This is a genomic window from Yersinia sp. 1252 StPb PI, assembly GCF_048593885.1.
GTDB lineage: Bacteria > Pseudomonadota > Gammaproteobacteria > Enterobacterales > Enterobacteriaceae > Yersinia > Yersinia enterocolitica_E.
Genome location: NZ_JAZGQE010000509.1, coordinates 1 through 391 on the forward strand (window position 1 = coordinate 1; position 391 = coordinate 391).

A 391-nucleotide genomic window follows, 5' to 3' on the forward strand; every position below is an offset into this window, starting at 1 on the left:
ACCAGATATAGCTTGGTGTTGGCGAGCCATTTACCCCCAACAGAGAAGCATGCTGATCATTGCGTAATTCGCCTGCGGCTGTCAGTTGTCCATAAGTCCCCGATTGAGCCGCAAAGCTATGGCCATAGAGCTGCTCGGCATAACTCCAGCGACCGGTACTGTCTGACAAGAAGTCTTTGATTTTATTCAGTGACGCAGTGTCAGTGTATGGATTGATAATGAAATCAAAGGTCCTGTCCTGCAAATTAGCCAGCGCATCATCCAGTTCAGGCGCACCCGCACCGCCAGCCATTGGCGTAAATGTCAGTACCAGGCTATCTGGTGTTGTTTCGCCACCGGCGCTACCCAAATAGTTCAGCCGCAAATCAATCGTGTTACCGTGGGCACCTTT

The 391-nt window shown here is 50.9% G+C and carries 1 protein-coding gene; it reads right to left on the reverse strand.

Annotation, left to right across the window (positions count from 1 at the left end):
- The coding region (locus tag V2A85_RS24535; RefSeq protein WP_420072670.1) for a phage tail sheath subtilisin-like domain-containing protein at window positions 1-391 on the reverse strand (391 nt) is incomplete at both ends.